1 protein-coding gene is annotated in these 264 nt (G+C 39.0%); it reads right to left on the bottom strand.

The features are described from left to right. The coding region (locus AAEY88_RS14040; RefSeq protein ID WP_350563365.1) for a Mur ligase domain-containing protein at window positions 1-234 on the bottom strand (234 nt) is incomplete at its 3' end. Window positions 235-264 lie beyond the last annotated feature (30 nt).

The following is a 264-nucleotide window of genomic DNA, read 5'->3' as shown; positions in this document are numbered from 1 at the left end:
AAATTGAGCAATATCGGTATCAACAGCGTGATCGACAATCACGCCTATAGCGCCTTTTTGTTTTGCTTGTTCAATAAATTTATGACCATCAAAATTTGGGCCCTTAAGCGCCAAAAACACTTCACCATCACACAAAGTACGAGTATCGGTGTTTATATTTATCACCTTGCGATTATCACCTTGATAATCGGTTGCTAGCACATTAGCTAGCCAATCAAAATCCATCGGGATCATGCTTGAGACCCTCTTACTGCTTTTTTTAAT

Source organism: Psychrobacter sp. CAL346-MNA-CIBAN-0220, from assembly GCF_040309805.1.
GTDB lineage: Bacteria > Pseudomonadota > Gammaproteobacteria > Pseudomonadales > Moraxellaceae > Psychrobacter.
The sequence above is the reverse complement of the archived record's forward strand: the minus strand, read 5'-3'. Positions and strand labels throughout refer to the sequence as shown.